28 protein-coding genes are annotated in these 23,900 nt (G+C 53.5%); 13 read left to right on the forward strand and 15 right to left on the reverse strand.

The window, feature by feature from the left end; genetic code table 11:
• Positions 1–459: 459 nt before the first annotated feature.
• Entirely contained in the window at positions 460–783 is a 324-nt protein-coding gene (locus tag D5398_RS25410) for a hypothetical protein (protein ID WP_162940707.1), read from the reverse strand.
• A 16-nt stretch (positions 784–799) separates the two neighbouring features.
• Between D5398_RS25410 and D5398_RS02565 the strand changes: the two genes are divergently transcribed.
• Entirely contained in the window at positions 800–1,510 is a 711-nt protein-coding gene (locus D5398_RS02565) for an ABC transporter ATP-binding protein (RefSeq protein WP_120506206.1), read from the forward strand.
• Positions 1,511–1,514: 4 nt separating this feature from the next.
• Here D5398_RS02565 and bioD read toward each other — a convergent pair whose 3' ends face one another.
• The 4 genes from bioD to bioB form a co-directional block, all read right to left on the reverse strand.
• On the reverse strand, positions 1,515–2,192 hold the full coding sequence (bioD, locus tag D5398_RS02570; RefSeq protein ID WP_415838526.1) for a dethiobiotin synthase: 678 nt from the start codon (positions 2,190–2,192) through the stop codon (positions 1,515–1,517).
• A gap of 197 nt (positions 2,193–2,389) precedes the next feature.
• Positions 2,390–3,181: a malonyl-ACP O-methyltransferase BioC gene (gene bioC / locus D5398_RS02575; RefSeq protein WP_120506208.1), complete on the reverse strand. Its 792-nt coding sequence runs from the start codon at positions 3,179–3,181 to the stop codon at positions 2,390–2,392.
• Positions 3,165–4,316 (reverse strand): 8-amino-7-oxononanoate synthase, encoded by a 1,152-nt coding sequence (bioF, locus tag D5398_RS02580; protein ID WP_120506209.1) that lies wholly within the window; start codon positions 4,314–4,316, stop codon positions 3,165–3,167. The genes bioC and bioF overlap by 17 nt, the downstream gene beginning before the upstream one ends.
• Positions 4,317–4,319: 3 nt before the next feature.
• Positions 4,320–5,357: a biotin synthase BioB gene (bioB, locus tag D5398_RS02585; RefSeq protein ID WP_120506210.1), complete on the reverse strand. Its 1,038-nt coding sequence runs from the start codon at positions 5,355–5,357 to the stop codon at positions 4,320–4,322.
• A gap of 128 nt (positions 5,358–5,485) precedes the next feature.
• Here bioB and bioA point away from each other — a divergent pair, with 128 nt between their 5' ends.
• A complete protein-coding gene (bioA, locus tag D5398_RS02590; protein ID WP_120506211.1) occupies positions 5,486–6,763 on the forward strand; it encodes an adenosylmethionine--8-amino-7-oxononanoate transaminase in 1,278 nt (425 codons plus the stop codon).
• On the opposite strand, the gene D5398_RS02595 is transcribed toward bioA, so the two are convergent.
• The gene (locus D5398_RS02595; RefSeq protein ID WP_120506212.1) at positions 6,764–7,717 is read right to left on the reverse strand and encodes a LysR substrate-binding domain-containing protein; all 954 of its coding nucleotides are present in this window, start codon (positions 7,715–7,717) and stop codon (positions 6,764–6,766) included.
• Positions 7,718–7,872: 155 nt separating this feature from the next.
• On the opposite strand from D5398_RS02595, the gene D5398_RS02600 reads away from it, so the two are divergent.
• Together D5398_RS02600 and D5398_RS02605 are read left to right on the forward strand one after the other, a co-directional pair.
• Positions 7,873–9,027, forward strand: coding sequence for a methionine aminotransferase (locus D5398_RS02600; protein ID WP_120506666.1), 1,155 nt, complete (start codon positions 7,873–7,875; stop codon positions 9,025–9,027).
• A 40-nt stretch (positions 9,028–9,067) separates the two neighbouring features.
• Positions 9,068–9,847 (forward strand): ABC transporter substrate-binding protein, encoded by a 780-nt coding sequence (locus D5398_RS02605; protein WP_120506213.1) that lies wholly within the window; start codon positions 9,068–9,070, stop codon positions 9,845–9,847.
• A gap of 53 nt (positions 9,848–9,900) precedes the next feature.
• Here D5398_RS02605 and aphA read toward each other — a convergent pair whose 3' ends face one another.
• Positions 9,901–10,614, reverse strand: coding sequence for an acid phosphatase AphA (gene aphA, locus D5398_RS02610; RefSeq protein ID WP_120506667.1), 714 nt, complete (start codon positions 10,612–10,614; stop codon positions 9,901–9,903).
• A gap of 271 nt (positions 10,615–10,885) precedes the next feature.
• Here aphA and D5398_RS02615 point away from each other — a divergent pair, with 271 nt between their 5' ends.
• From D5398_RS02615 to D5398_RS02630, 4 genes are all read left to right on the forward strand, one after another.
• Positions 10,886–11,923, forward strand: coding sequence for an NADP-dependent oxidoreductase (locus D5398_RS02615; RefSeq protein ID WP_120506214.1), 1,038 nt, complete (start codon positions 10,886–10,888; stop codon positions 11,921–11,923).
• Positions 11,924–11,964: 41 nt separating this feature from the next.
• A complete protein-coding gene (locus tag D5398_RS02620) occupies positions 11,965–12,657 on the forward strand; it encodes a type 1 glutamine amidotransferase domain-containing protein (RefSeq protein ID WP_120506215.1) in 693 nt (230 codons plus the stop codon).
• A 37-nt stretch (positions 12,658–12,694) separates the two neighbouring features.
• Complete coding sequence (locus D5398_RS02625; protein ID WP_120506216.1) at positions 12,695–13,177, forward strand: kinase inhibitor; 483 nt, start codon at positions 12,695–12,697, stop codon at positions 13,175–13,177.
• A 122-nt stretch (positions 13,178–13,299) separates the two neighbouring features.
• A complete protein-coding gene (locus D5398_RS02630; protein WP_120506217.1) occupies positions 13,300–14,580 on the forward strand; it encodes a putative acyl-CoA thioester hydrolase in 1,281 nt (426 codons plus the stop codon).
• A 98-nt stretch (positions 14,581–14,678) separates the two neighbouring features.
• Here the strand turns inward: D5398_RS02630 and D5398_RS02635 are convergent, their stop codons facing one another.
• Together D5398_RS02635 and pgl are read right to left on the reverse strand one after the other, a co-directional pair.
• Positions 14,679–14,900 carry a hypothetical protein gene (locus D5398_RS02635; protein ID WP_120506218.1) on the reverse strand — a complete coding sequence of 74 codons (222 nt, stop codon included), beginning with the start codon at positions 14,898–14,900 and terminating at the stop codon, positions 14,679–14,681.
• Between the two features lie 253 nt (positions 14,901–15,153).
• Positions 15,154–16,152, reverse strand: coding sequence for a 6-phosphogluconolactonase (pgl, locus tag D5398_RS02640; RefSeq protein ID WP_120506219.1), 999 nt, complete (start codon positions 16,150–16,152; stop codon positions 15,154–15,156).
• A gap of 181 nt (positions 16,153–16,333) precedes the next feature.
• On the opposite strand from pgl, the gene D5398_RS02645 reads away from it, so the two are divergent.
• Positions 16,334–17,155: a pyridoxal phosphatase gene (locus tag D5398_RS02645; RefSeq protein WP_120506220.1), complete on the forward strand. Its 822-nt coding sequence runs from the start codon at positions 16,334–16,336 to the stop codon at positions 17,153–17,155.
• 63 nt (positions 17,156–17,218) lie between these two features.
• On the opposite strand, the gene D5398_RS02650 is transcribed toward D5398_RS02645, so the two are convergent.
• Entirely contained in the window at positions 17,219–17,488 is a 270-nt protein-coding gene (locus D5398_RS02650; RefSeq protein ID WP_120506668.1) for a helix-turn-helix domain-containing protein, read from the reverse strand.
• A gap of 144 nt (positions 17,489–17,632) precedes the next feature.
• Here D5398_RS02650 and D5398_RS02655 point away from each other — a divergent pair, with 144 nt between their 5' ends.
• Complete coding sequence (locus D5398_RS02655; RefSeq protein ID WP_120506221.1) at positions 17,633–17,896, forward strand: helix-turn-helix transcriptional regulator; 264 nt, start codon at positions 17,633–17,635, stop codon at positions 17,894–17,896.
• Between the two features lie 11 nt (positions 17,897–17,907).
• Here D5398_RS02655 and modC read toward each other — a convergent pair whose 3' ends face one another.
• The 3 genes from modC to modA form a co-directional block, all read right to left on the reverse strand.
• Positions 17,908–18,969 carry a molybdenum ABC transporter ATP-binding protein ModC gene (gene modC, locus D5398_RS02660; RefSeq protein ID WP_120506222.1) on the reverse strand — a complete coding sequence of 354 codons (1,062 nt, stop codon included), beginning with the start codon at positions 18,967–18,969 and terminating at the stop codon, positions 17,908–17,910.
• Between the two features lies 1 nt (position 18,970).
• Positions 18,971–19,660: a molybdate ABC transporter permease subunit gene (modB, locus tag D5398_RS02665; protein WP_120133709.1), complete on the reverse strand. Its 690-nt coding sequence runs from the start codon at positions 19,658–19,660 to the stop codon at positions 18,971–18,973.
• A 181-nt stretch (positions 19,661–19,841) separates the two neighbouring features.
• The gene (modA, locus tag D5398_RS02670) at positions 19,842–20,615 is read right to left on the reverse strand and encodes a molybdate ABC transporter substrate-binding protein (RefSeq protein WP_120506223.1); all 774 of its coding nucleotides are present in this window, start codon (positions 20,613–20,615) and stop codon (positions 19,842–19,844) included.
• A gap of 70 nt (positions 20,616–20,685) precedes the next feature.
• On the opposite strand from modA, the gene D5398_RS02675 reads away from it, so the two are divergent.
• Complete coding sequence (locus tag D5398_RS02675; RefSeq protein WP_120506224.1) at positions 20,686–20,880, forward strand: hypothetical protein; 195 nt, start codon at positions 20,686–20,688, stop codon at positions 20,878–20,880.
• Here the strand turns inward: D5398_RS02675 and D5398_RS02680 are convergent.
• Positions 20,877–21,032, reverse strand: coding sequence for an AcrZ family multidrug efflux pump-associated protein (locus D5398_RS02680; RefSeq protein WP_120506225.1), 156 nt, complete (start codon positions 21,030–21,032; stop codon positions 20,877–20,879). The two genes, D5398_RS02675 and D5398_RS02680, sit on opposite strands and share 4 nt — an antisense overlap.
• A gap of 188 nt (positions 21,033–21,220) precedes the next feature.
• On the opposite strand from D5398_RS02680, the gene modE reads away from it, so the two are divergent.
• Together modE and modF are read left to right on the forward strand one after the other, a co-directional pair.
• On the forward strand, positions 21,221–22,003 hold the full coding sequence (gene modE / locus D5398_RS02685; RefSeq protein ID WP_120506226.1) for a molybdenum-dependent transcriptional regulator: 783 nt from the start codon (positions 21,221–21,223) through the stop codon (positions 22,001–22,003).
• Between the two features lie 123 nt (positions 22,004–22,126).
• A complete protein-coding gene (gene modF, locus D5398_RS02690) occupies positions 22,127–23,596 on the forward strand; it encodes a molybdate ABC transporter ATP-binding protein ModF (protein WP_120506227.1) in 1,470 nt (489 codons plus the stop codon).
• On the opposite strand, the gene D5398_RS02695 is transcribed toward modF, so the two are convergent.
• A complete protein-coding gene (locus tag D5398_RS02695) occupies positions 23,591–23,857 on the reverse strand; it encodes a hypothetical protein (RefSeq protein ID WP_162940708.1) in 267 nt (88 codons plus the stop codon). The genes modF and D5398_RS02695 overlap by 6 nt on opposite strands.
• Positions 23,858–23,900: the final 43 nt, after the last annotated feature.

Here is a 23,900-nt window from a genome sequence, read left to right on the forward strand (position 1 = left end):
GCACTTTTTTAGGTTGAGCCAAATGAGAATTCTCACCATCAGAAGACATTTTTATCCAAAAATTGACGACTATTCACTTTCTGACCACAGCTTGACGAAGATTGACACAACTATGACGAACGAATTACGGCTGTATTGCTTTTAACTAACTCATTGATTAAAAACAGCATCATCAAAAAGCTGCGAATACGGGCAAACTGAGCGGAACCCGCGTCCTGACTCGTCTGTAGCAACTTTTCTTACTCTCATGCACAAGGTTATCCACAGGAATAGTGGATAAGTCTCAGCACGCCAAGCGCGGCGGGAGTTGGTAAAAAACCGTATTTTGCTCGGTCAGCGCCTGAGAGGTCTTTTTTAGGTATTTTTTATCTTTTTTATCTCCTTATTTATGCCTATTTTGCCTAGATTTCCGGGCGGATGTTCCTTGCAAAACCCAAAAGTGCAGCTGAGCAGGATTTTTCAGCTTCTGAACGGCGCAAACCTTGCACCAAAATCAGTGAAGCTGGCACTGCCAAAGTGCAGTTTTGTTTTTTTGCTCATCACGGTGAATCTCAAAATCCTGACAATACTCATGAATAATCCTAAATCATCTGCATGATGGCTGTTAACAGCTGCGTAACCTCTCTTTTTATCACCGCCTGATAAAACTTGGCCTGAGAGTTGCAAATTCACCCTTTGAAGAGATTTCGTGAAGGATTCCCCTGTAGAAAGCACATACAGCGGAACATAAATGTCAGAAACATGACAGTGGCCGTCAAAATGTTGTCCGGTGAAAAGCTCCATGAGGGAGGTATGTCTGATGTTAAGTGTAAAATCCGTTAATCAGTACTATGGGCAAAAACATATTCTGTGGGACATCAATCTCGAACTGTACCGCGGGCAGTGCACCTGCCTGATTGGGCGAAATGGCGTGGGCAAAACGACGCTGGTCAATTGCATCATGGGCCATCTCCCGGTGAAAAGCGGTGCTATTTCCTGGCAGTCGCGCGATGAAGAACCGCAAAGTCTGCTGAATTTGCCGGTAGAAAGCCGCGCACAAATCGGTATCGGCTATGTGCCACAGGGGCGGCAGATTTTTTCGCAAATGAGTGTCGATGAAAATCTGCAAATCGCCATGATGGCGAGCCGCAATAAGACACGCCGAGTACCGGAAGAAGTCTATGACCTGTTTCCGACATTAAAGGAGATGGGTGCGCATAAGGCGGGAGAGCTCGATGAAAGCCAGCAGCAACAGCTGGCGATCAGCCGTGCGCTGGTTCAGGAACCGGAGTTACTGATACTCGATGAACCGACCGAGCACACCAGCGCGTCAATGGCGGCAAATATGGGCAATATTATTCACCGCCTGAATCGTGACCTCGGACTGACACTGTTGCTGGTCGGCCATAAACTGCCGTTTATCCGCAGCGTGGCCGACCGGTTTTGTCTGGTCGATGGCGGCCGCAACGTTGCGCAGGGAACGCTGGCCCAGCTCGATGAGACGTTAGTCAAAAATTATCTGACAGTCTGACGGCTTACTGACTGAGGCGATCCAGGTCCAGATATTGCCCCAGATCAACGTCAAGATCGACGCTCAGGTACGGGATCTCGCCCAGCAGCGGCGCAGGCAGCATACGCGTGAGCGTATCCATATATGCCTGATGATGCGTCCCCGTTTCCTGCACGTCGTTGGCTATCCAGCCCGCCAGATGCAACCCGCTTTGTGCGACGGCCTGCGCCGTCAGCACGGCGTGGTTAATGCAGCCAAGGCGCATCCCCACCACTAAAACGACCGGCAACTGCTCGGCGATAACCCAGTCAGCAAAGGTATAATCCGCGGTCAGCGGCGTATACCAGCCGCCCGCGCCTTCCACCACCACCCAGTCAGCCAGTGGTTCCAGATGACGTAACCCAGCGGATAACACCTGCGGGTTAATCGGACGTTTTTCCAGTTCACTGACGATATGAGGCGACGTCGGTTCGATAAATGTGCACGGATTCACTTCTTCATAACGCAATCCGACTGTGCTGTAAGCCTGTAACGCCAGAGCGTCACTGTTACGCGGCCCTTCGCCTGTCATTTCACTGCCTGATGCCACCGGTTTATATCCGGCTGTGTTATGTCCGGCGCGTGCGGCTGCCTGCAAAAATGCGGTGGTGGCGACGGTTTTTCCGACTTCGGTATCCGTGCCGGTAATAAAGTATTTTTTCATGATTTATTTTAATAAAAGCCTGGTGTTGGTTAGCTCCCTCCCCGCACTGAAACCTGTGCTTTTACTCCTCCCCCTGCGAAGGGGGAGGCCGGGAGGGGTTTTAAAGACGACGACAGCGTTGCCATTAATACCCCACCGCAACCCTCCCCTTCGCAGGGGAGGGAGCTGAATGGCCTGTTTCAACCGGAGGAGCTTTATTAACGTGGGATCAGTTCTTCGACTTGCAAAATACCGTAGACCAGTCGGTAGTTGAGCGGCAGGATGCCGTCGCGGCGGACGTAGTGTTTTTCCAGCAATTGCAGACGTTCCCTGCCGCCCAGACCGCCGAGGCGGCCATTTTTGATGTGCGTCGCGCCGATGCCTTTCAGCGAGCGCATCAGTGACATCACATCGGGGAATTCAGCCACGTGGTCACTGAAGGTTACTTCGTGGCGATAGGGCGCACAGGCTTCAGCGATTTTGTCCGGCGTCAGAAACTGGTTCACATGACGGCGGCCATCGACTTTCATCCAGGCCGCAGCCAGTTCATTTAGCGAACCTTCTGCCAGCGTGGAAAACAGCACCAGCCCGCCGTTGCGGGTGACGCGGTGCATCTCTTCCAGCGCACGCGGCAAGGCGTTACACCACTGCACCGCCAGATTGCTGAAACAAATGTCGACAGAATTGTCGGCAAACGGCAAACGTTCGATATCGCCCGGCACATATTCGTCGGCGGAATCCAGCTCGCGGGCACGATCTAACATGCCTTCGGACAGATCCAACGCGATGACTTTTTTGCCCTGCGCTTTCCAGTAACGGCTGAAATAACCGGTGCCGCAGCCTGCATCGACAACCAGATTGCCCGCATCGTTAAGATACGGTGCCGCGAGCGCCAGTAATTCCTCGCCCACATCACGCTGCAATTGTGCGGCGTTTTCATAACTGATGGCGGCGCGACTGAAGGCGTCGGCCACCGCTTGTTTGTTCACTAATTCAGTGACTGCACCCATGAAGGGACTCCAGCAAAAAATCGATATCTTCCGGCTCATGCGCCGCCGTCAGGGTCAGGCGCAGACGCGCACTGCCTGGCGGCACCGTCGGTGGACGGATGGCGCTGACCCACAACCCGCGTTCGCGCAACGCCGAAGCCAGATCCAGCGCAGGCTGGTTTTCACCCACAATAACGGGCTGGATCGCGGTCTGCGAACCGGTCAGCTGATAGGGCAAACCGGTCGCACCTGCACGAAAACGGGCAATATTAGCCGACAGTTTACCACGCAGGCCGTCATCTTGCCGGACTCGTGTCAGCGAGGCTTGCAAAGCACATACCTGTGCAGCGGGCATCGCCGTGCTGTAAATCAGATGGCGGGCAAACTGCAACAGGTAACCGGCGGTCGCATCATCACATAGCACTGCCGCACCGCTGCAACCGAACGCTTTTCCGAATGTGACCACCAGCAGCTCCGGTCTGATGCCCTGCTGCCAGCAACTTCCGCGCCCTTCTTCACCCATAACGCCCACACCGTGCGCGTCATCGACCATCAGCCAGCTGTCGTGGGCTTTGGACAGGTTATGCAGATCAGCCAGTGGCGCAGCGTCACCGTCCATGCTGAACACGCCTTCCGTGATCACCAGCGTTTCACCACTGACCGGTTTTTCAAGCAAACGTTGCAGGGAATCCGGCTGATTGTGGTGAAAACGCCGCAGCTGCGAAGGCGCATGGGCGGCGGCTTCCAGCAACGACGCGTGGCTGAGTTTATCCGCCAGCACGCGATCATCACTTTGCATCAGTGCCGCAAGAATCGCCTGATTGGCTGCAAAACCGGAAATAAACAACAAAGCACGCGGATATCCCTGCCACTGCGCCAGCTGTTGCTCAAACTCAGCGTGCGCCTCGCTGTAACCGGTAACGTGCCCGGAACCGCCGCTGCCGACGCCGTATTTTGACGCGCCCTGCTGCCACGCGGCGATCACATCAGCGTCCTGACTCAGGCCAAGATAATCGTTACCGGAAAAATTCAGATAACGTCGTCCGTCCTGCGTCAGAAAACGTGCGCTGCCACCACGGTTAGGCTGGCGCACTCTAAAAGCCGCCGCCTTTTTACGTGCCGCGACCGCATCGTTAATCCGCGTATGCCAGCTCACCGGTTATACCGCCGCGTTATAGAACTGTTCGGTATCGGCATGAACCAGCTGTTCGGCCAGTGCGGCCTGCTGCTGGTTATCGCCCATTTCTGTTTCGAATGACTGCGGATTCAGCCCCAGTTTGCCGAACAGAATCAGATCCTTATCTTCCGCCGGGTTTGGCGTGGTCAGCAGTTTGCAACCGTAGAAGATGGAGTTGGCACCGGCCATAAAACACATCGCCTGCGTCTGCTCGCTCATCTGCTCACGGCCTGCGGAAAGGCGCACGTAAGATTGCGGCATCATGATGCGCGCCACGGCGATGGTACGAATGAAATCGAACGGATCCACATCGTCGTTATCGGCCAGCGGCGTGCCTTTAACCTTCACCAGCATGTTGATTGGCACGCTTTCCGGTGGCACCGGCAAATTCGCCAGCTGCATCAGCAGACCGGCGCGATCTTTCACGGTTTCGCCCAGACCGACAATGCCGCCGGAACAGACTTTAATGCCCGCACCGCGCACTTCCGCCAGAGTATCCAGACGTTCCTGATAGCTGCGGGTGGTGATAATACTGCCGTAAAATTCCGGTGAGGTATCGAGGTTATGGTTGTAGAAATCCAGTCCGGCGTGCGCCAGACGCTGCGCCTGAGTCGTGTTCAGCGTACCGAGCGTCATACAGGTTTCCATACCCATTTCCTTCACGCCCTGCACCATTTGTTCCAGGTAGGGCATGTCGCGGTCATGCGGGTTTTTCCACGCAGCGCCCATGCAGAAACGGGTCGAACCGGCGGCTTTTGCCTGACGTGCAGATTCCAGCACCTGTTCAACCTGCATCAGACGCTCAGATTCCAGCCCGGTTTTGTAACGGGAGCTCTGCGGACAGTATTTACAGTCTTCCGGGCAGGCACCGGTTTTAATCGACAGCAAGGTGCTGACCTGCACCTGACGCGGATCGAAATGCTGACGGTGAATTTGCTGAGCTTCAAACATCAGCTCCAGGAATGGCTTATCGAACAACGCCTGAGTTTTTTCCAGCGTCCAGTGGGTGCGGGTAGTCATTGCGACTCCTTTAAAAAGTGTTCAGTTATATTTTTTCATAGTCCGTAAACCATTTTTGATTTGTTTTGGTTTACCGTCAACGTTAAAATTGTTTTTTAGTTTACGACTCACCACCCGCAGGACTCTTTATGACACCCGCCGATATTGAATTCGACCAGCGCCACATCTGGCATCCGTACACGTCCATGACCAAACCGCTGCCGGCGTATGCGGTGGAATCCGCGTCCGGCGTGATGTTGCAACTGGCAGATGGCCGCCAGCTGGTGGATGGTATGTCGTCCTGGTGGGCGGCGATCCACGGTTACAATCACCCGCAACTGAATCAGGCAGCAGTCGAACAAATCGGAAAAATGTCACACGTAATGTTTGGCGGGATCACGCATCCTTCGGCGGTTGCTCTCTCACGTCGTCTGGTGGAGATGACGCCTGCCGGGCTGGAATGCGTGTTTCTGGCGGATTCGGGTTCGGTTGCGGTAGAAGTAGCGCTGAAAATGGCGATGCAATACTGGCAGGCGCACGGCGAAAAACGTCAGACCTTACTGACGCTGCGCAACGGCTATCATGGCGATACGTTTGGCGCGATGTCCGTCTGTGACCCGCAAAATTCGATGCACAGTTTGTATCAGGGCTATCTGCCGCAGCATCTGTTTGCTGATGCGCCGCAAAGCCGTTTTGACGGGGAATGGGATGAGGCGGACATCGCGCCGTTCGCCAAAATGCTCGACGAGAATCACAGCAAAATCGCGGCGGTCATTCTGGAGCCGGTGGTTCAGGGCGCGGGCGGTATGCGGATTTACCATCCGCTGTACCTCAGACGCGTGCGCAATTTATGCGATCAGTACGGCGTATTGCTGATTGCCGATGAAATCGCCACCGGTTTTGGTCGCACCGGTAAACTGTTTGCCTGCGATCATGCGAAAATTTCGCCGGATATTCTTTGTCTCGGCAAGGCGCTGACCGGCGGTTATATGACGCTTTCTGCCACCTTAACCACGCGCCACGTCGCTGAAGTGATCAGTAATGGCGAGGCCGGATGTTTCATGCACGGCCCGACATTTATGGGCAATCCGCTGGCCTGCGCTGTCGCCAATGCCAGCCTGCGGCTGTTAGCTGAAAATCGCTGGCAGGCACAGGTGATGGGTATCGAGAAACAACTGAAAACCGAATTGCAGCCGCTGGCTGAACATCCGGCCGTTGCCGATGTGCGGGTGCTGGGCGCAATTGGAGTAGTGGAAATGCGCCAGCCGGTCGACATGGCGCAGTTGCAGAAGCATTTCGTCGGGCAAGGCGTGTGGATCCGCCCGTTCGGTAAACTGATTTACCTGATGCCGCCGTATATCATTTCGGCTCAAGAACTGAGCAGACTGACCGGCGCAATCGCCAACGCGCTGGCTGCGCTGTACTGATCAGTTTGCACTGACTAACCGGTGCGACGTCGATAACAGCGCGCTCAGTTTTTCCCGGCTGAGCCGCGCTTCTTCATTGAGAAAATCAATCGCCACTTTCAGCGCGGGCGTAGGGTTTTCCGGATACAGCAACGTATAAGACGCACCGCTCGCCACGCACAGCGGGAACGGTGCGACAATCCGCCCCGCCTGTAAATCGTCCTCAATTAACGTCAGGTCCCCCATCGCCACGCCATAGCCCTGTAACGCCGAATTAATGGCCAGATCCAGCGTGTCAAAATGCTGGGATTTGGCGGAAGGCAACCCCTGAACGCCCTCTTCCCGCAGCCATAACAGCCAGTCGCGACGATCCCGCGTCGGGTGCAATAGCGTTTTATCCTCAAGATCTGCCACTTTCGTTTGCCCTTTATGACGCGGCAAAAAATCCGGCACACAGACCGGCGTCAGCACTTCATCAAACAGATGATGCGCGCGGCGCGGCGATTCCGGCGGACGACCAAACACCACGGCAGCATCAAAATGCTCGCTACTGAAATCCACCCCATGCGCGATAGAGGCCGTCAGCTCAATCTGCATATCAGGCCGGTCGTTTTGCAGCTGAATAACCCGTGGTAACAGCCAGCGCATCGAACAGGTGGGGCATTTAATGCGCAACGTATCAGGATGAGAACCGACGCGTTTAAGGGCTTCGCCCATCAGCGTCAGCGCCTGCTGTACCGGCGGCAAGAGCTGCGCCCCGCGCGGTGTCAGCGTCAGCCCGCGGGCCTGGCGTAAAAATAACGGATAACCCAGCGTGGCTTCCAGTCCGGTTATCTGACGGCTTACCGCGCCCTGCGTGATATGCAGCAACGACGCGGCGTGGGTCAGATTCAGCGTCTGCGCGACCACGGCAAAGGTTTTCAGCACGTTGAGTGAGGGTAAATTCAGGTACGGCAGTTCAGGCGAAAAACTCACAGTTACCTCGTTAGAAACGTCATAAAGCCATGACTTCAGATCATAACGAGTATGACAAACTTTCCATTGTCGGCACAGGGGAACTGTTGCTTAATCATTCAACACCCTTTTATACCTTCTCATGGCCGCCCGGCCTGTTTTATTGGGGAAATGCTATGAAGAGCGCCATGTCGCCGCAGTCTAAATTACCGGACGTCGGCACCACTATTTTTACCGTTATCGGCCAGCTCAGTGCCGAGCATAATGCCCTGAATTTATCGCAAGGCGCGCCGAACTTTTCCTGTCAGCCCGCGCTGATTGAAAGCGTCGCCAAAGCCATGCGCGAAGGTCATAACCAGTATGCGCCGATGAGCGGCGTGGCAGCATTACGTCATGCGCTCTCTGCCAAAGTCGACGCGCTTTACGGCTGCAAATATGACGCTGACAGCGAAGTGACTGTGGTTGCCAGCGCCAGCGAAGGCCTGTATTCCGCTATCAGCGCACTGGTGCATCCGGGCGATGAGGTGATCTATTTCGAACCGTCGTTTGACAGCTACGCACCGATTGTCCGTTTGCAGGGCGCGAAACCGGTCGCCATCGGCCTGTCGATGGACGATTTCAGCATCGACTGGGATCAGGTAGCGAGTGCGATCAACAGCCGCACCCGGATGATCATCATTAACAGCCCGCACAATCCGACCGGCGCGATTTTCACTGATTTCGATATCGAACGTCTGACCGCGCTGACCAAAGACACCGACATCGTGATTTTGTCCGATGAGGTGTATGAACATGTGGTGTTCGACGGCGAGCGCCATGAAAGCATGGCCTGCCATCCGCAACTGGCCGAACGCAGTGTGATTGTGTCGTCATTCGGCAAAACTTATCACGTCACCGGCTGGCGCGTGGGCTATTGCCTGGCACCGGCGGAACTGATGAATGAAATCCGTAAAGTGCATCAGTTTATGATGTTCTCCGCCGATACGCCGATGCAGGTAGCTTTCGCCGAAGCACTGGCAGATCCGCAAAGTTATTTAGGTCTGGCAGATTTTTATCAGCAAAAGCGCGACCTGCTGGCCGAAGCGCTCAGCGAATCCCGCTTTGAATTACTGCCAAGTCGTGGCAGCTTCTTTATGCTGGCGCGTTTTAGTCATTTCAGCCCGCTGAGCGACGACGAATTTGTGCTGAGCCTGATCCGCGATCATCAGATTGCCACCATCCCGCTGTCGGCTTTTTATAGCAATAACAAACCTACCGGGCTTATCCGCCTGAGTTTCGCCAAAGACAACGACACGCTGTACGAGGGCGCACGCCGCCTGTGTCGCGTCTGAGCCTTGCATTTATCTTCATCACGCTGGGGAATTGTGAATAATGAAAAAGTTGAAAATCGCATTGCTGTTAGGTTGTGCCGTGGCTTCTTTCTCCGCACTGGCGGACGGTTCCACGCTCAAATTCGGTCTGGAAGCGCAATATCCACCGTTTGAATCCAAGAGTGCGACCGGTGAGTTACAAGGTTTTGATATCGATTTGGGCAACGCGGTATGTGCCGCCGCCAGCGTGAAATGCGAATGGTTTGATACCTCATTCGACGGTCTGATTGCGGGCCTTCAGGCACGTAAATTTGATGCGATCAACTCCGCAATGAACGTGACGGAAAAGCGTCGTCAGGCGATTGATTTTACTAACGTGATTTACCGCGTGCCTTCCAAACTGATCGCGAAGAAAGATTCCGGCCTGTTGCCAACCGTTGATTCGCTTAAAGGCAAACACATCGGCGTGTTGCAGGGCTCGATTCAGGAAAGTTACGCACAGGCGCACTGGGCACCGAAAGGCGTGGATATCGTCTCTTATCAGGATCAGAACCAGGTTTATCTCGATCTGTCTTCCGGTCGCCTCGACGGCACATTAGTGCTGGCGCCAGCGGGTCAGAGCGGTTTCCTGTCACGTCCGGACGGTAAAGATTACGGCTTTGTCGGCGACGCCGTGCGCGATGACAAAATTCTCGGCAGCGGCATTGCGTTCGGCCTGCGTAAAGGTGATGCCCAGCTGAAAGAAAAACTGGATGCCGCCATCGTGAAAGTGCAAAAAGAGGGCATCGTGAAAGAGCTTTCGAAGAAATATTTTGGCGATATTGATGTGAGCGTGAAGTAAAGACGCACGGGCCAGATTAGGTTTGCCCTCCCCTGGGAAGGGGAGGGTGCAGCTTAAAACTCCGAATTCACAATCACTTCTTCGCCAAACACACCGGCTTGCGGCAACGGTTTATAGCTGGAGTTTGAGGCGCGCAGTACGCGGATCCCCCTCGCACTCACGGCCTGAGCGGCAGTAATATCGTTGTCAGAATCGCCGTAAAACACTTTGATTTGCTTGTCTTTCAGCCACTGAACTTTAGTGTTCTGCCCGGCTTTGTCACCGGCAAAAATCACCGGATTCACTTTGTCCTGCGGGATCTGGAAATCATTCTGCAGGGTTTTAGTCACAGTTTCCGTTTTGGTTTCGCTGCGACCGGTCACGAAGTAAATGCTGTCACCGCGTTTGAGGTGCATGGCAATCAGGCTCTTCGCCACGTCTTTCGGCATACTGAAATCATCCCAGCCATTGTTCATCTTCTCCCAGAATTGCGGGTTCTTCAGGTAATCCTGTTTGCCGGGTGAAAACTCTACCTGGCCGCGATAAAAGCCCGGTGAGGAGAACAATACGGTGTCATCAATATCAAACCCCACTGCCATTGGCGGGCGGCCATTAAGGCTGTTTTCAATCTGAGCGACAGACACCCAATGAACCGGCGATTGCTGCGCGAGTTGCGCGACATTCACCCCCGGATACAGCGGTGCAGGATTGGCGTCTTTCGCGACAGCCGTGTGATTCAGGCTGAGCAGCAGGAAAATGGCACTGAGTGCCAGAGGAGTTTTACGCATTTGGATCCCTTTTTTATGCTTATTAATCTTGCAGATAAAGTGGAGCAACTGGTCAAAAATCTTTACGACCATACCTGCGCAACTCACAGATTTAAAGGAATTTTCCGGCGGATGTCATAGGAAAAGATGATGGTCACATTTCGGGGTAAAACCCTCCGAATTATTCAAACATGGCATAAAGCGCTTGGTTCGAAAACCGTTTCGCGTCCTATACTTATTCCCTATTACGTTAGCTTTTAACTTTCTTATAAGAAAACGAAAAGGAATGACTATGCCTCAGTTACAGTCTGAAAACCGCCGCATCGTGCTGGCTTCACGTCCTCACGGTAAACCTGTCGATGACAATTTCCGTCTGGAAAAGGCTCCGTTACCGCAAGCCAAAGACGGCCAGTTATTGCTGCGCACCGTGTGGCTTTCGCTCGATCCCTATATGCGCGGACGCATGAGCGACGCCCCCTCCTACGCTGCGCCGGTACAAATCGGTGAAGTAATGACCGGTGGTGCAGTTTCGCGCGTTGTGGAATCAAAAAGCCCGGATTTTAAAGCCGGTGATCTAGTGGTCGGCAGCACCGGCTGGCAGGATTACTCCGTTGCCGACGCCAAAGCGGTGAAGAAACTGGAAGGCGCGGCACTGAAACAGCCCTCCCTGGCGCTGGGCGTTTTGGGTATGCCAGGCTTCACGGCCTTTATGGGCCTGCTGGATATCGGCGAACCGAAACCCGGCGAAACGCTGGTTGTGGCGGCGGCGACCGGGCCGGTCGGATCGCTGGTCGGGCAGATTGGTAAAATCAAAGGCTGCCACGTGGTAGGGATCGCGGGCGGCGAAGAGAAATGCCGTTACGCGGTAGAGCATTTCGGTTTCGATGAATGTCTGGATCACCGTGCGCCGGATCTGGATAAACGTCTGAAAGAAGCCTGTCCGGACGGTATCGACGTGTATTTCGAAAACGTCGGCGGTGCTGTATTTGACGCGGTGCTGCCGCTGCTCAACACCAAAGCACGTATTCCGGTGTGCGGTCTGGTTTCACAGTACAACGCCACCGGGCTCAGTGACGGACAAGATCGCCTGTCACTGCTGACCGGGACTATCCTGAAGAAACGCATGCGCGTGCAGGGCTTTATTATTTTTGATGATTACGGCCATCGCTATCCTGAGTTTGCAAAACAGATGAGCGAATGGTTTGAAGCCGGAAAAATCAAATTCCGCGAGCACGTGGTGGAAGGACTGGAGAACGCACCGCAGGCGTTCTTTGGTCTGCTCGAAGGTAAAAACTTTGGCAAACTGGTTGTTCGTGTCGGTCAGGACTGATTAACACTTAATGTCAGCTGACGGCGTCCACAGGAGGTAACATGAAATTACTGATTGTATTGACATCACACGATAAACTCGGCGAAACCGGCAAGAAAACAGGGTTCTGGCTGGAAGAATTCACCGCTCCCTATTATGAATTTCTGGATGCAGGCGCTGAACTGACGCTGGCCTCGCCGAAAGGCGGGCAACCGCCGCTGGATCCGAAAAGTTCTGAGCCGGATGCCCAGACGGAAACCACTGCGCGTTTTCACAAGGATGACAAAGCCAGACAGGCGCTGGCGAATACCGTGAAGCTCAGTGAGGTCAGTGCTGATGACTTTGATGCTATTTTCTATTCCGGCGGTCACGGGCCGCTATGGGATCTGGCGGAAGATGCGCATTCCATTGCGCTGATCGAAGCATTCTGGAAGGCGGATAAGCCGGTTTCTGCCGTATGTCATGCACCGGGTGTGCTGCGCAATGTTCTGATTGACGACACACCGCTGGTCAAAGACAAACGTGTGACCGGTTTTAGCAACAGCGAAGAAGACGCCGTCGGCCTGACCGATATCGTGCCCTTCCTGGTCGAGGATGAGCTGAAGAAAAACGGCGGCGATTACAGCAAAGCCGCCGACTGGCGTCCTTATGCCATCACCGATGGCAAGCTGATTACCGGCCAGAATCCTGCGTCTTCCAAAACGGTCGCCCAGGCCTTACTGAAAATGCTGGGCGGGGCTGAAATCAGCAAGTAATCTGACAGGCAACCCTTCACCCAATGATGAGGATTTTATGGCATTTACACTGACCAGTAATGATTTGCGCGATGGCGAAAAAATGCCGGAAACGCAGGTTTTTAACGGCATGGGCTACAACGGCGACAATCTTTCGCCACATCTGGCCTGGTCCGGCGCACCGGAAGGCACCAAAAGTTTTGTGATTACCGTTTACGACCCCGATGCACCGACCGGTTCCGGCTGGTGGCATTGGGGCGTGGCAAATATTCCGGCAAACGTGACCGAATTGCCGCAAGGCGCGGGCTCCGGTAAAGGCGGTTTACCTGCCGGTGCCGTGCAGACCCGTACCGACTTTGGCAAAGCCGGTTATGGCGGCGCAGCCCCTCCGCAGGGCGAACATCATCACTATCATTTCACCGTATACGCCATCGATACAGAAACGCTGGAAGTGGATGAAAATGCCAGCGGTGCTTATCTCGGCTTCAATGTGCATTTCCATACTCTCGGCAAAGCATCACTGACAGTGATATACAGCTGATTCCTGTGGTATAAAAGACGCAGAAAAGGTGGTCAGTTTTACTGGCCACCGTTTTTTTATTGCGGCGATGACCGCAACATTGAAAAAAAAGAACAATCTTCTTCATCAAGGAGTCAGTCACAGTGAAAATTTCCACCCTGTCGCGCGCGTGCGCTATGTTGTCTGCCAGCCTGATCCTGGCGGCATGTAGCAGCAGCCATCAAGGCTTATCCAGCCAGGTTGCTCCGGGCACCGCGTCACTGCCCGTGTTATCTGCGGACGAAGCGGCCAACTTTACAGCGAAAAATTATCTGGCCTTTGGCGGCCCTTCTTTGCAGGTTCAGCAGCAGGGCTGGTTCCCTAAACTGGCAAGCACTGACGGCGCGAAAACCGACTTCGTGGTCGGCCCGCAGTTAGGCACCGACGGCGCAGCTTACGCGAACGTTCAGCAGGCAGTGAATGCTGCGCTGGCAGTGCGTAACCACGGCGAACGTATCTTCATTAAAATCCTGCCGGGCACCTATAACGGCGCGGTTTATATTCCCGCTGGCGCACCGCCAATCACCCTGTTCGGTGCAGGCAACAGCTCCGCTGATGTGACTCTGGCACAAGGCCTGGAAGCTTCAGCAGCACCAGCCGTTTACCGTTCAACTGTCAGCCCTGCCGGCCAATTCCTGCCGGGAGACCGCGCATATTATATGTTCCAGAACTGCGCAACGCTGACCACTGAAACCATCGGCACCGGTTGTACCGCGACCGTCTGGTCTCAGAACAGCGGCCTGCAATTGCAGAATCTGACCATTGGTAATTCTCTGCTTGATACCGTGGATGGCGGCGATCACTCGGCGGTGGCACTGCGTACCGACGGGGATAACATCATTCTGGATAATGTGCGCCTGATTGGCCGCCAGAACACCTTTATGGCCAACACCGCCAATATCCATAATCAGACTGACAACAACCGTTACAGCCGTGTTTACGTGCATAACAGCCTGATCGTCGGTGATGTGGATTACGTGTTTGGTCGCGCTAATGCAGTGTTCGATCACGTTGAATTCCACACTGTCAGCAGCCGTGGTGTGAAACAGGCTTCCGTCTTTGCACCGAATACGCCGGCAACCGCGCCGTACGGTTTCCTGGTTATCGACAGTAACCTGACCGGCGACCGCGGTTTCGAGCAGGCCGCAAAAGCGAAAATGGGCCGTGCGTGGGATGCTGAAGGCGCGAGCAGCCAGCTGGTTATCCGTGACAGCAGCTTCGACAACAGCTATGACCAGTTGCACCCGTGGGGCGCTTCCGTCTTCTCCGGCCAGCCGTTTGCAGGCAACGTGCCGAAAGATGAGAAACAACAGCGTAATCTGAACGACACCAACTTCAACCGCCTGTGGCAGTACAACAACGTGCTGACACAGCCAGCGAAGTAATTTCGTCTGACGCAGTGAATTAACGTCATAAAAAACCGCCGGGGTAATTTCCCTTCCGGCGGTTTTTTTCGTTTTGAGAATGTCGTGCAGAGTAAGGATTACAGCGCTTCGTTGCCCAGGCGGAATACTGAAACCGTGCGCTCCAGATTCACCGCCTGTTCATCGAGGGAAGCCGCCGCACTGGCTGACTGCTGAACCAGCGCGGCGTTTTGCTGCGTCACGGTATCCATTTCTGCCACTGCCAGCGCAAAGCCTGCGCCCAGTTTACCGGCGAGGGTGGCATGGTGAACCCGGCCAGCGATCCCTGAAAGTACGTTCATTGTCTTCTCCCGGATTTCCAAAAGGACTGATTCTCAGGCGGCAAATACCACCGGGGAATGAGTGAAATACGGGAGAGTTATCGACAGTGCGGAATAACATTTAGCAGGAAATGAAATTACTCTTAACTATTACCAGGAAGCATCAGGAAATAAAAAAGCCCCTTAATACAGGGGCTTGATCATAGTATCACGGCGGAATTATTGTTCTAATGAAAAGTAAACATTAGTGAAAATAACCAGTTACCCCTGGTGATTAATTAATTTCCAAAATGCTTACCCACATCGGGCCTTTGCCCACCGGGTAGGTTTTGAGTGTCGTCAGCTGACCGCTTTGCGGGTCAATTTTCGCCACTTCAATCGCATCAGATTTCTGACCGGCAGTGATCACGAACTGGCCGGAATGGTCGATATTGAAACCGCGTGGCTGTGTCTGAGTGGCGTGATGCCCGACCAGCTTCAGTTCGCTGCCATCCGCCGAGGCGGTCAGGATAGAAATCAGGCTGGCGGTACGGTCTGAGGCGTAGAGGTATTTACCGTCTGGCGTAATGTGCAAATCGGCCGCCCAACAGGTACCGGAGAAATCATCCGGCATAATGCCCAGAGTCTGCACCTGACGATATTCGCCGCTGGCGACATCTTTCTGGTACACATCCACACTGCTGTTCAGCTCATTGACACAGTAGGCAAAATGATGATTCGGATGGAATGCCATGTGGCGCGGACCGGCACCTTCCACGGTTTTCAGCTCAGCAGAAGCATGAGGCGTTGCCTCACCTTTCACGCTGAAATCAAACTGGCGGATGCGGTCTTCTTTCAACGCCGGGATCATCAGCAGATGGTTGGTCGGATCAATATTGGCTGAATGCGGCGCCTGAATATTTTCCAGAACCTGCACCGGTGCCAGCGCGTGACCTTTTTCATTCAAAGGATGAATGCTGACATTATTGAAGCTGTAAGAAGCCGAGAACACGAAACGTCCTTGCAGATCGATGCCCAGATGCGTCGGACTGCCCGGTAAGGGTGCCATCGCGCCCTCTTCCAGTTTACCTTCACTGTTAATGTGGTAAGTCAGCACACCGAACTCAGGGCGAACGCCGACATACAAACGATGACCATCAGGATGGATCACCATCGGCTGCACCTGTCCCGGAACTTCCACCGTTTGCAGCAGGCTCAGTTCACCATTGTCCGCCAGACGAAAAGCGTGGATTTGCTGGCTCTCAGGGCTGGCAACGTAGACAACTTGCTTCATCACATCTCCTTATTAAGACTGAATGAGTCGTTATGTTTTTTTATAGCGTAGCTCAGGTTAACACGTTACGGCGGCACCTTTAGTGCCAGATGAGTGCCGTATACGCGGTTTAATTAGCAGGCTAAAAAAGGTAATATGGCGATAATTTCTCCGATACTCCCTCACTTACGACGGACTGCTCATGACTTATCGCATTATCGCGCTCGATCTCGACGGTACTCTGCTTGACCGCCAAAAACGTATCCTTCCTGAGTCCCTTGCCGCGCTGGCCGATGCCCGTGCACAAGGTGTCAAAGTGGTCGTGGTCACCGGACGTCATCACGTGGCAATACATCCGTTTTATCAGGCATTGCAGCTCGATACACCTGCTATCTGCTGTAACGGCACGTATTTGTATGATTATCAGGCTCGTAAGGTCTTAACGTCTGATCCGCTCGACAGTGTGAAAGCCAAAAAAGTGATCGACCTGCTGGAGTATCACGGTATCCACGGTTTGTTGTATGTCGATGATGCCATGCAATATCAGCAACCCAGCGGTCATGTGAGCCGTTCTATCGCCTGGGGGCAAACCCTGCCGGAAAATCAGCGCCCGAACATTATTCAGGTTAACAGCCTGCGCGAGGCGGCTGATGAAGCGCAGTCCATCTGGAAATTCGCGACTTCGCATCAGGATCTCGACGCATTGCATACTTTTGCAACGCAGGTGGAAAACGAGCTCGGTCTGGCCTGCGAATGGTCGTGGCACGATCAGGTTGATGTCGCCAAAGGTGGCAACAGCAAAGGTCGTCGTTTGCAGGAATGGGTCGAATCTCAGGGCATGAGCATGCAGGATGTGGTCGCGTTCGGCGATAACTACAATGACCTGAGCATGCTGGAAAATGTCGGTCTGGGTGTGGCGATGGGCAATGCGGCTGACGCAATCAAAGAACGGGCGGCGCTGGTCATTGGCGACCATGAAACGCCGGGGATCGCCGACGTTATCCGCAGTAAAGTGCTGAACTGATTAGTCTTGTACGCCTTCCCCTGCTTTAAAGGGAAGGCGTTATTCTTCTGACCCGGACATGGGTTATTCTTCTTTCTCCGCTTTTACCTTTGCAGCTCTGATTGAACGGGTGATCAGACAGTGCTTGTCGTCGAAATAACGACTTGGCCAGATGCTTGACGCAGGAACACCCAGCGCCTGTGCAATCAGCATTTCACCTTTTGCCCAGGGACGCGCCAGCGCGTTTGCCAGCGTTGAAGAGCCCAAACCTGCCTGACGTGATACCGCTGCCAGTGTGGTTCTTTTCTTACGTAATCCGGCAATAATATCTGCGGGATGCCAGTCATTTTCCATTTTCATCGTTCTTCCTTTCGTTATTGATACAGTCATCAGAAATGTTCACTACACTTTCCGGTTACAACGTTCAGTAACTCTAAACAACAATGATGTTAAGGGATGCTTAACATAACGTCAATACAGTTTTTATGGTTATTGGTTATGATCCCTCACCGACTGAAGTCAGCACGAGCAAAAGCAAAACTTACGCAGGAAAAATTAGGCGTTTTAGCGGGTATTGATGAAAGCACCGCGCGCTCGCGGGTTTCTCAATATGAAAGCGGCACGTACAGCCCGAACTTCGACACCATGTGTCATTTCGCCCGCGTTCTGAACGTGCCGGAATGTTATTTCTATATCATTGACGATGCGTTTGCCGAACAGATTCTGGCGCTTTACGAAGTGTTTCGCGCACCGGAAAAATAACGCACGACAGATTAACGGTTTACCGACACACTTTTGATCTGCGCATAAAGCCACTGTCCGGCGCGGATCATCAGCTCATCGCGCGCCCACGGCGTAATGCGGGACCAGATAATGTGATCGGCCATCGCCAGTTTCACTTCCACCTGATTGCCGATATCCAGGCATTCCAGCACCTTGGCGGGCAGAATATTACGGATACTGCTATTATTGGCTGTCGGTTGCAGCACCAGAGAAACGTCGGTGGAATTGACACGAATACGCAGCGGCGTGCCGGGCGCTTCTTCCACTTTGCTTATCCACAACCGCTGATCCCCCACCGCCAGGGCCGTCATTTCATAACGCGGGTGATGTTCCAGCACGCTGACGTTCAGCACGCTGCTCTGCTCTGCTTTTGGCAGCCACGGACGCATCACATTGCTCGCCCATACTTCCTCCAGTGCGCCCATCGCCAGCACTTTTCCGGCATCCAGTACCAGCACCTTTTCCGCCAGACGCAGAATCTCATCCAGGCTGTGGGTGACGTATAAAATCGGAATACTGACTTCCTGCGCCAGACGCTCCAGATACGGCATCAGCTCCCGCTTACGCGGGATATCCAGGGCCGCCAGCGGTTCATCCATCAGCAGAATTTCCGGCGCAGTCAGTAATGCGCGGCCAATCGCCACGCGCTGCTTTTCGCCACCGGACAAAGTGAGCGGAAAACGATCCAGTAAAACTTCAATGCCGAGCAAACGGACGATGCTGTCGAACTGACCACGCATCGACGCCGCCATGCCATATTGCAGGTTTCCCTTCACGCGATAATGCGGGAACAGCCGCGCATCCTGAAAAACATAGCCTACACGGCGCTTCTCAGGCGGCAAAAAAATGTTGTTTTGCGTATCCGATAAGATGCGGCCATTTAAGGTGATGCGGCCATTATCAGGCTTTGTCAGCCCGCCGATGGCGTTGATCAGCGACGTTTTGCCAGCACCTGACAGGCCAAAAATGGCCGTAATCCCCTGCGCCGGTAAAGTTTGCGTGACCTGTAAATCTAAATCGCCCAGCTTTTGACTGAAATCGAGTTCAAGCATTTCAGCCTCCCAGCCGGATACGGCTGCGTTTTGCCAGCCAGTCAGAAATCAGTAATGCTGCCAGAGACAACAGGATCGCCAGCACGCAAAGGCGGGCGGCGGCGCTTTCCGCGCCCGGCGTTTCAATCAGGGTATACATCGCCAGCGGAATGGTGCGGGTCTCGCCAGGGATGTTCGACACAAAGGTAATGGTAGCGCCAAATTCGCCCAGTGAACGGGCGAAGGCCAGCACGACGCCGACAATGACGCCGGGCACCGAGAGCGGCAAAGTAATGGTGAAAAAGACCCGCCACGGCGAAGCACCGAGCGTACGGGCAGCGAGTTCAAGTTTAGGATCAACCGCTTCAAGTGACTGGCGTATCGCGCGGACCATCAGCGGAAATGCCACCACGGCGGACGCAAGCACAGCGCCGTGCCAGCTGAAACTGAAGCTGAAACCAAACCATTCATATAAACGCTGGCCGATAAAGCCGCGTCGCCCCATCACTACCAGCAACAAATAGCCGATGACCACCGGTGGCAATACCAGCGGCAGATGGATAATGCTGTCGAGCAGGGATTTGCCGGGAAAGCGGCAGCGGACCAGGATCCACGCCATCAGAATTCCAAGAGGCAGACTGCAAACAACGGCCAGACTCGATACTTTCAGACTAAGAAGTACCGCCTGCCACTCATATTCACTCAACATCATGTCGGTTTGTTAATCCTGAAGTAAATGTGCTGCTAAAGATAAAATATCGGCAAAAATTTAAAAGCCTTTAATCGCGGCTGCCCGCATCCGTAAAGTATAAGCCGGGGCGGGAAGGCGCTGAGACAAAAAAGCCATCCCTTGCGGCGATGGCTTAAGTGTTTTGTCAGACGGACAGATTACGTTAACCGCGCGGAGTGAAACCGTATTTTTTGAAGATTTCCGCTGCCGCAGGAGTTTTCAGATAATCATAGAAACCTTTAACGGTGGCATTGTCATGATCTTTAACAATCGCCATCGGGTATTCAACCGGTTTATGGCTGGATTCCGGGAAGACGCCGACCACTTTCACTTTTTTACTGGCAACGGCGTCAGAACCGTAAACGATCCCAACCGGTGCTTCTTCACGCTCAACCAGCGCCATTGCCGCACGAACGTCGCTGGCACGCGCCAGTTTAGGCTCCAGCGTGGTCCAGGCACCCAGTTTTTGCAGCGCTTCTTTCGCGTAGATACCGGCAGGAACTTGGTCTGGATCACCGACCGCCAGACGGCTGTCGCCAATCAGTTTGGTCCACTCGGTTTTATCAGAGATGTCGACTTTATCGATTTTGCTGTTGGTAGCAGAAATCAACACCAGCTCATTGCCCAGTAAGGTGTAACGGGTGTTATCGACCATTTGCTGTTTGCTAACGGCATAATCCATCCACTGCTGATCGGCAGAAATGAACATATCCGCAGGCGCACCCTGCTCAATCTGGCGAGCCAGCGTCGAAGATGACGCGAAAGAAGAAACAACCTGCACACCTTTTTCTTTCTGATATTGGGTGGCGATATCTTGTAATGCGTTGGTCAGGGACGCCGCGGCAAAAACAGTGATTTTTTCGGCGGCCTGCGCCTGAACACTGACGCCAGCCATCAAAACGGTCGCGGTAAGTAATTTGCCCCAGGTGTATTTCATCGGATTTCCTTCCTGTTATAGATAGCGAATTCGTTATGCAGGCATAACGTTATGTAGAAATAAATATAACGTGGAAAAATACGATGTCATGCGTTTTATCCGTGGTCTGTTGAAGAACCAGCAGTTTTTTGATCTCAGGCGGGAAGTGGGTTCTGTTTCTGAAATTGTTTTGACCCAAAAACGTGTCATGACCTTAAAAATACAAAGCCCGGCACAATGGCCGGGCTTCTGGAAAATGCTTTCTCAGCAAACACTCATCTTTTAGTAATGAGGTTTCTCGCGGGACTCTTTAGAGTGACCAACGTGGGAGATGATGTTGAATACTTCGCCAAGTCCCCAGATCAAACCCAGGATCACAGCGATGAAAACTGGCACCATGATGGCAGCGAAAAGCAAACTTTCTAATAATTCTAACATGATAGCCTCACTTAGCTGGCTGAACCGCCCGCAGACGGTGTAGGACTTCTTGTATGAAGTCAAAAACGTAAATCAAACTGTGGCTGATAATAACAGCACGGGACTGTAATTACTTTAGCATTTAGCCAACTTGCCTGCCTGCAGGTTTAGCGGCGACAATACAGCATGATTCATATAAGGAAGCCGCAATGCAAGCCGAAATTCTCTTAACTCTCAAGCTCCAGCAACGCTTGTTCGCCGATCCACGTCGTATCGAATTATTGCGACAAGTGCGTCACACCGGTTCAATCAGTCAGGGCGCAAAGCTTGCGGGGATCAGTTACAAAAGCGCATGGGATGCCATCAATGAGATGAATCAGCTTGCGGATGAGTCGTTGGTTGACCGCAGTACCGGCGGCAAAGGCGGCGGCGGTGCGGTGCTGACCCCTTACGGCGAGCGCCTGATCCAACTTTATGAGTTGCTGGCGCAAATCCAGCAAAAAGCTTTTGATGTGCTGAAAGAAGATTCCCTGCCGCTCGACAGCCTGCTGGCGGCGATTTCGCGTTTCTCACTGCAAACCAGCGCACGCAATCAGTTCTTCGGTACGGTGGTGGAGCGCACGCATCAGACCGTTCAGCAGCATATTGATATCCTGCTGGCGGATGGAAAAACGCAAATCCGCGCGGCCATTACCGAGCAAAGTGCCGACCGTCTGGCGCTGACGCCGGATAAAGAGGTGCTGGTGCTGATTAAAGCGCCGTGGATAACGCTCGGATTCAACGCTGAAAACACCCACAACGCGTTGCGCGGCGATGTCACCAGTATTCAGCGCGGCGAGAAAAACAGCGAAGTGCTGGTGAAATTACTCAGCAGCGAAACATTGTGCGCCACGGTGCCCAATGCCGATATGGATAATCTGGCGCTGAAAACCGGTCAGACGGTCTTTGCCCAGTTCGACGACGATAAGGTCATTATTGCCACCCTGTGCTAATAAAGGGCAATGAATCAGTATCTTGCAAAATCAGCGTTTTCATTTTGCAGAATTGTCAATTGACTTGCGAAGGTGCAGCGCTTATCCCTTGTTTGATAATTATTTCTAAATAAGGGATGAATGATGTCGTCGTTGCATATCTCGCAAGGCGTTTTCCGCCTCAGCGATACCCGAACCCTCACACTTTCTGAACTCAACATCGCAGAGGCCGAAAGCTGGGCGTTTGTCGGCTCAAACGGCAGCGGTAAATCCGCTCTCGCCCGCGCACTGGCGGGTGACCTGACGTTGCTTAAGGGGCTGCGCGAAAACAGTTTTGCGCATATCGTCCGCCTCTCATTCGAACAATTACAAAAACTGGTGGCCGATGAGTGGCAGCGTAACAACACCGATTTACTGAGTGAAGGTGAAGACGACACCGGCCGCACGACCGCAGAAATCATTCAGGATGAAGTGCGTGATCCGGCCCGTTGCGCCGCGCTTGCCGCGCAGTTTGGTATTGAGAAATTACTCGACCGCCGCTTTAAATATTTATCGACCGGTGAAACCCGCAAAACGTTGCTGTGTCAGGTACTGATGCAACAACCCGATTTGCTGGTCCTGGATGAACCCTTTGACGGCCTCGACGTCAACGCCCGCGCGCAGCTGGCAGAATTACTTGAGAAGCTTTCTGGCGAAGGCCAGACGATGGTGCTGGTGCTTAACCGCTTCGATGACATTCCTGCGTTTGTGAAAAATGTCGGCGTACTGGCTGACTGTACGCTGGCCTCGGTGGGGCCCCGCGAGCAGGTGATGGCCGATGCGCTGGTCGCACAACTGGCGCACAGCGAAAGCCTGAGCGGTATGGCCGTGCCCGAAGCCGAGGATCCGACTACCCGCATCAGCCCGCCAGCAGACAGTCCGCTGATCGTACTTCGTGACGGCGTGGTGCAGTACAACGACAAACCGATTTTGCATAACCTGAGCTGGAAGGTAGAAAGCGGTCAGCACTGGCAGATCACCGGCCAGAACGGCGCAGGTAAATCCACGCTGCTGAGTCTGATTACCGGCGACCACGCTCAGGGATACAGTAACGATCTGACGCTGTTTGGTCGTCGACGTGGCAGCGGCGAGACCATCTGGGATATCAAACGCCACATCGGTTACGTCAGCAGCAGCCTGCATCTGGATTACCGCGTCAGCACCAGCGTGCGCAATGTGATTACTTCCGGTTTCTTCGATTCGATCGGAATTTATCAGGCCGTGTCTGATCGCCAGCGGTTTCTGACGTCACAATGGCTGGAATTGCTCGGTCTGGGCGGCGATGCCGGTGATACGCCATTCCACAGTTTATCCTGGGGACAACAGCGGCTGGCGCTGATTGCCCGCGCGCTGGTTAAACATCCTGCCTTGCTGATTCTCGACGAACCGTTACAGGGGCTGGATCCGATCAACCGCCAGCTGGTACGCCGTTTTGTCGATATTCTGATTGGCGAAGGCGAAACGCAGCTGTTGTTTGTTTCGCATCACGCCGAAGATGCGCCGCAATGTATTACACATCGCCTGAGCTTTATCCCCGATGGCGATATTTACCGTTATCAGATCGACGCATTATAACTTCCTGCCTTTTTCGGGGGCTATCAGCGCTGTCACAACACCCGCCAGCGCCAGTGCCCCCAGCAATGAAAACCCGGTTTCGCCCCCCTGATGACCGGGAGCATTTCGCAGCAACAACGTAAGCAGCGCGAGGATAACCTCGATGCTGCTGGCTGCTGGAAAAAATGAGCGCCACAATCGGGATGTTGTCTGAAAAATCACGATAACGGATGATTCGGATAACGCAGATAATTCAGTGTAAGCGATTACACGAGCCATCATTTCTGACTTACAACCCTAAGTTGCAGGCTTTGTGTACGGCGCA

It is taken from the genome of Rahnella bruchi, assembly GCF_003614975.1.
GTDB classification, from domain to species: domain Bacteria; phylum Pseudomonadota; class Gammaproteobacteria; order Enterobacterales; family Enterobacteriaceae; genus Rahnella; species Rahnella bruchi.

Excerpts from the sequence above, each read along its gene's own strand:
- D5398_RS25410 (WP_162940707.1), bottom strand. The coding sequence starts at position 783 with ATGGAGCTTTTCACCGGACAACATTTTGACGGCCACTGTCATGTTTCT.
- D5398_RS02565 (WP_120506206.1), top strand. The coding sequence starts at position 800 with ATGTTAAGTGTAAAATCCGTTAATCAGTACTATGGGCAAAAACATATT.
- bioD (WP_415838526.1), bottom strand. The coding sequence starts at position 2,192 with ATGAAAAAATACTTTATTACCGGCACGGATACCGAAGTCGGAAAAACC.
- bioC (WP_120506208.1), bottom strand. The coding sequence starts at position 3,181 with ATGGGTGCAGTCACTGAATTAGTGAACAAACAAGCGGTGGCCGACGCC.
- bioB (WP_120506210.1), bottom strand. The coding sequence starts at position 5,357 with ATGACTACCCGCACCCACTGGACGCTGGAAAAAACTCAGGCGTTGTTC.
- bioA (WP_120506211.1), top strand. The coding sequence starts at position 5,486 with ATGACACCCGCCGATATTGAATTCGACCAGCGCCACATCTGGCATCCG.
- D5398_RS02600 (WP_120506666.1), top strand. The coding sequence starts at position 7,873 with ATGAAGAGCGCCATGTCGCCGCAGTCTAAATTACCGGACGTCGGCACC.
- D5398_RS02605 (WP_120506213.1), top strand. The coding sequence starts at position 9,068 with ATGAAAAAGTTGAAAATCGCATTGCTGTTAGGTTGTGCCGTGGCTTCT.
- aphA (WP_120506667.1), bottom strand. The coding sequence starts at position 10,614 with ATGCGTAAAACTCCTCTGGCACTCAGTGCCATTTTCCTGCTGCTCAGC.
- D5398_RS02615 (WP_120506214.1), top strand. The coding sequence starts at position 10,886 with ATGCCTCAGTTACAGTCTGAAAACCGCCGCATCGTGCTGGCTTCACGT.
- D5398_RS02620 (WP_120506215.1), top strand. The coding sequence starts at position 11,965 with ATGAAATTACTGATTGTATTGACATCACACGATAAACTCGGCGAAACC.
- D5398_RS02625 (WP_120506216.1), top strand. The coding sequence starts at position 12,695 with ATGGCATTTACACTGACCAGTAATGATTTGCGCGATGGCGAAAAAATG.
- D5398_RS02635 (WP_120506218.1), bottom strand. The coding sequence starts at position 14,900 with ATGAACGTACTTTCAGGGATCGCTGGCCGGGTTCACCATGCCACCCTC.
- pgl (WP_120506219.1), bottom strand. The coding sequence starts at position 16,152 with ATGAAGCAAGTTGTCTACGTTGCCAGCCCTGAGAGCCAGCAAATCCAC.
- D5398_RS02645 (WP_120506220.1), top strand. The coding sequence starts at position 16,334 with ATGACTTATCGCATTATCGCGCTCGATCTCGACGGTACTCTGCTTGAC.
- D5398_RS02650 (WP_120506668.1), bottom strand. The coding sequence starts at position 17,488 with ATGGAAAATGACTGGCATCCCGCAGATATTATTGCCGGATTACGTAAG.
- D5398_RS02655 (WP_120506221.1), top strand. The coding sequence starts at position 17,633 with ATGATCCCTCACCGACTGAAGTCAGCACGAGCAAAAGCAAAACTTACG.
- modC (WP_120506222.1), bottom strand. The coding sequence starts at position 18,969 with ATGCTTGAACTCGATTTCAGTCAAAAGCTGGGCGATTTAGATTTACAG.
- modB (WP_120133709.1), bottom strand. The coding sequence starts at position 19,660 with ATGATGTTGAGTGAATATGAGTGGCAGGCGGTACTTCTTAGTCTGAAA.
- modA (WP_120506223.1), bottom strand. The coding sequence starts at position 20,615 with ATGAAATACACCTGGGGCAAATTACTTACCGCGACCGTTTTGATGGCT.
- D5398_RS02680 (WP_120506225.1), bottom strand. The coding sequence starts at position 21,032 with ATGTTAGAATTATTAGAAAGTTTGCTTTTCGCTGCCATCATGGTGCCA.
- modE (WP_120506226.1), top strand. The coding sequence starts at position 21,221 with ATGCAAGCCGAAATTCTCTTAACTCTCAAGCTCCAGCAACGCTTGTTC.
- modF (WP_120506227.1), top strand. The coding sequence starts at position 22,127 with ATGTCGTCGTTGCATATCTCGCAAGGCGTTTTCCGCCTCAGCGATACC.
- D5398_RS02695 (WP_162940708.1), bottom strand. The coding sequence starts at position 23,857 with ATGATGGCTCGTGTAATCGCTTACACTGAATTATCTGCGTTATCCGAA.